This window comes from Cellulomonas algicola (genome assembly GCF_003851725.1).
Taxonomy (GTDB): Bacteria; Actinomycetota; Actinomycetes; order Actinomycetales; family Cellulomonadaceae; genus Cellulomonas; species Cellulomonas algicola.
Window position 1 is genome coordinate 1 of sequence record NZ_BHYL01000426.1, and the last position, 3876, is coordinate 3876.

Genomic DNA, 3876 nt, shown 5'->3' on the forward strand with positions numbered 1-3876 from the left:
GCGGTGCGGTCGGCCACGACGAGGCTATCCGGCGGGACGGCGCACGGCCCGCTGCCGACCCGGAGCGACCCGTCGTCCGGGTGACGTCGACCGGGGCCCGGCCACGCTGTCGGACGCGCGACCTAGACTCCGCGCCGTGCCCACCCGAGCGTTCGCGACCGCCTCCCACCTGGGCGAGGACGGGCTGACGCTCGGTCTCGCGCCCGCGCTCACACCCGCCGGCGTCGTCGACGACCCGAGCTTCTTCCACGGCTTCGCGACGCACCCGCAGGTGCTCGCGCGCGGGCTCCTCACGCTCGCCGACGTCACCGCGACCCGGTACGTCCAGTACACGCCGTCCACGTTGCGCGACCCCGTGCTGACGGCGCACGGCGACCGCCTGCGCGCCGAGTGCTTCTCCGCGTGCAACAGCGTCTACGCGCGCCTGGACCTGCTGCCCGACGGGTTCGACTCCGGGGAGGTCGGCCACGGCACGACGAACGTCGACATCGGGCTCGCGACGCGCACGGCCCTCTCGCGCGTCGGGCGCGAACGGCTGCTGCACCTCGACGTCGGGCGCGACGGGCTGACCGTGTCGAGCCCTGAGGTGACCGCCGTCGAGCGGCCCGTCGTGATGCCCGGACGGTGGGTGCGGGCGTTCGGGAACGTCGCCGAGCTGCACCACGGCCTCCCGCACGCCTTCGCCGTCGGGACCGTGCCCGCGCGGGCGTTCGTCGCCGCGCTCCCCGCGGCGACGAGCGCGGCGCGCACGGGCTGGGTCGTCGCCGACCGGACCGGGGTGCGGGTGTCCGCGCGGCCCGTGCGCGGCGGCGTGCTCGTGTCCGGGCTGCACCGGCTGAGCGCCGTCAAGCGGCTCCTGCCGCACGTCACGGGCATGACTGTGCACGGCGACGCGGATCCTGGGCCGGTCGTCGTGGCGTTCGACGTGCCCGGCGCACGCCTCGTGCTCGGGCTGACCGACGAGGCGTGGCGCGGGCACTCGGGCGAGGGGTCGCTGCTCACCGCGCTCGCGGGGGAGACGGTCGCCGAGGACGCGGACCTCGTGAGCGCGCTGCTCGCGTTCGAGCCGGTGATCGAGATCCCGCGGCTGGCCCGCGAGGCCAGGCTCGCCGAGCCGCGCGTCCGCGCCGCGCTCGCCGTGCTGGCCGCCGACGGCCGCGTCGGGTGGGACACCCACGAGGAGGCCTGGTTCCACCGCGAGCTCCCGCACGACCCCGACCGCGTCGAGAAGGACAACCCGCGGCTCGTCGCGGCACGCCGCCTGGTCGCGGACGGCGGGGTCGTGCGCGCCGCGGACGGCTGGACCGTGCGGAGCCGCAGCGGCGGTCCGGACCACCGCGTCGCCGCCGGCGGCCGGTGCACCTGCCCCTGGTTCCTCGCGCACGGCACCGGCCGCGGGCCGTGCGCGCACGTGCTCGCCGTCCAGATCGCCTCGGAGGCCCCCGCATGACGCTCACCGCCCGCCAGGCCGCCGCGATCGAGGTGTTCCGCTCGCTCGGGTGGGCGACCGCGTCCGTCGAGGACGTCGAGCAGCTGCCGCTCGGGACCCCGGAGGAGCAGCGCGTGGCGCGCGACGGGCTCGCGTCGGGCGACTGGGGCGAGTTCGGGCGGACGAGCGAGAACACCTGGGGCTGGATCCCCTGGACGGACGTCGACCAGGGGATGCTCCGCCTGTTCGCGGTGCGCGTCGGCGTCGACGCACGCCGGGCCGCCCGGCTGCTGGTCTCGGCGCCCGGCGGGGACGAGCTGCTGACGCGTCTGGTGTCCGCGCGGGGCGACGCGTACGCGGCGCGGTTCGTCGAGGCGGCCGACCGCGCGGGCCGTGCGTGGGAGCACAGCACGAGCGCGCTCGGCGGGGTCACCGTGCGGCTCGTCGACCGGAACGACCTGCCCGTGCCGCACAGCGTCGAGTACCTCAAGGACTGGGCGGTGCACGCGTCGATCGTGCTCACCGGCGTCGGTGAGCTGGTCCGCGCGGAGCGTGAGCCGTGCGGCGCGGACGTGGTCGAGCGGCGGTTCGCCGAGCACGTGCGCGCCGCCGTGGCCGTCGGGGTGCCGGCGACGGGCCCGTTCGGCGGCGTGCCCGCGGCGGGGGTCGCGCGCGGGTGGCTCGACCGCGCGGAGGCCGTCGAGCTCGTGCTGACGGCGCTCGACGCCGCGCAGCGTCCGGGGGACCGCAAGGCGTGGACGCAGGTGCTGACGGGGCCGCTCGCGCTGACGGACGACGAGCTCGTGGCGCACGCCGACGTGCTGGTCGGGGTGCTCGCGCGCGGCGACGGACCGGTGGTCGAGGCGTTCGCGCCGCGGCTGATCGCGCGCGCCGGCGACGACGTGCTCGGCGACGTCCTCGCCGTCACGCTGCCCGTGCGGACGAAGAAGGTGGTGCTCGCGCTCCTCACGGCCGCGGCCGCGCGACCGCGACCCGGCGGCGACGTCGTCGAGGGCGTCGCGCCGCTCGTCCGGCAGCACGTCGCGGGGAACGACCGCCCCCTCGCCCGCGCGGCCCAGGCGCTCGCCGACGCGTGGGGGATCGCGGACGGGCCGGCCGAGCCCGAGGACGACGCTCCCTCGATCGGGCTCTGGCAGGCGACGCCGCCCGTGTGGGAGGTGCCGAGGTTCGCGGTCGGCGAGGCCTCGGCCGCGGCGCTCACCGACGCGGCGGCGGCGCTCACGGGCCGTCCCGAGGGTGTCGTGGACCTCGAGGTCGAGCGGCTCCTCGCGCTCGCCACCGCCGTCGCGGCGACCGACCGCGAGGCCGCGCGCTCGGCGCTCGGCGGAGTCAGGCCGTCGTGGGTGGGCGGGCTGCGCTGCGTCCCCGCGTGGGTGCGCGGCGAGGACTCCGACCTGCTCGACCGCCGTGGCGGGTCGGACGGCTGGGGGAGGGTCGTCTGGGACCCGTGCGACGCGCGCGAGGCGTCCGTGGTGCGCCGGCTCGGCGAGGTCCCGGTGCTGCTCTCGACACCGACGTGGGTGGACCTGCGCATCGACCCGTCGGACCTGGTCGACCGCCTCACCACCTACGCGGCCGTGGGTGCGGTGGCGAGCGAGGCCGACCTCTTCCTCGCCCTCACGCGGACGGACGGTGCGCTCGTCACCGACGACGTGCTCGCCGCGCTCGAGACACTCCCGGTGCCGGTCGTGCTCCAGGACGGCAAGCCCGCGGCGTTCACGGCGGGACCCGCCGCGCGCGCCTACCTGACCGACCCGGTGCGCGAGCCGGCGCTCGCGGTCGAGGGCTCGTGGCGGCACTGGGCGCCGCAGCCGCTCGCGCTGCCGGAGTCGTTGCGCGCCTTCCCGCCCCGGCTCCGCAACGCGAGCTCCTACGACCGCGTCGGTCCCGAGGTCTTCCCCGCCTGGGGCGACGCCGCGGCGACCGGGCTGTCGTCGTCCGAGTCGGCCGACGTCGGGCTGCGGCTGCGGCAGGCCGCCCGACGTGCCACCCCGTTGACGCCGGGCCTGGCCGTGAACCTCGTCGGCGCACAGCGAGGCTTCCACGCGGAGGCGGCGGCCGACGGCTCCGCGGCCGTGCGGGAGGCGTGGGAGCGCGGGCTGCTGCGCCCCGGCGTCGCGGACGTGCGGCTGCTGGACTGGACCGAGACGCCGTCGAACCTGGCGGCCCTGGCGCGCGCGTGCGCCGAGCTCGCCGGCGAAGGCCTGCTCAGCGTCGTGTGGCCGGTCCTCGACGACGTGCTGGCCGTGTCGCTGCGGTCGTCGCGGCTGCTCGTGGGCACGTCCGAGGTCGCCGGGACGATGCGCGCGCTCGCGCCCGCGGTGCTCGCGGCCGTCGCGCGCGGGGACGCCGACGCCACGGTGCTCGGCGTGCCGGGCACCCGCGCGCTCGCGGCCCGGTCGGGGTCCTCCCGGGCGGTGGTCGCC

Annotated in this window: 2 protein-coding genes; both read left to right on the forward strand. The window is 77.8% G+C overall.

Annotated features, from left to right (window positions below):
* The first annotated feature begins 136 nt into the window (after positions 1-136).
* A complete protein-coding gene (locus CTKZ_RS20380) occupies positions 137-1450 on the forward strand; it encodes an SWIM zinc finger family protein (protein ID WP_124344613.1) in 1314 nt (437 codons plus the stop codon).
* The coding region (locus tag CTKZ_RS20385) for a hypothetical protein (protein WP_124344614.1) at positions 1447-3876 on the forward strand (2430 nt) is incomplete at its 3' end. The genes CTKZ_RS20380 and CTKZ_RS20385, both read left to right, overlap by 4 nt.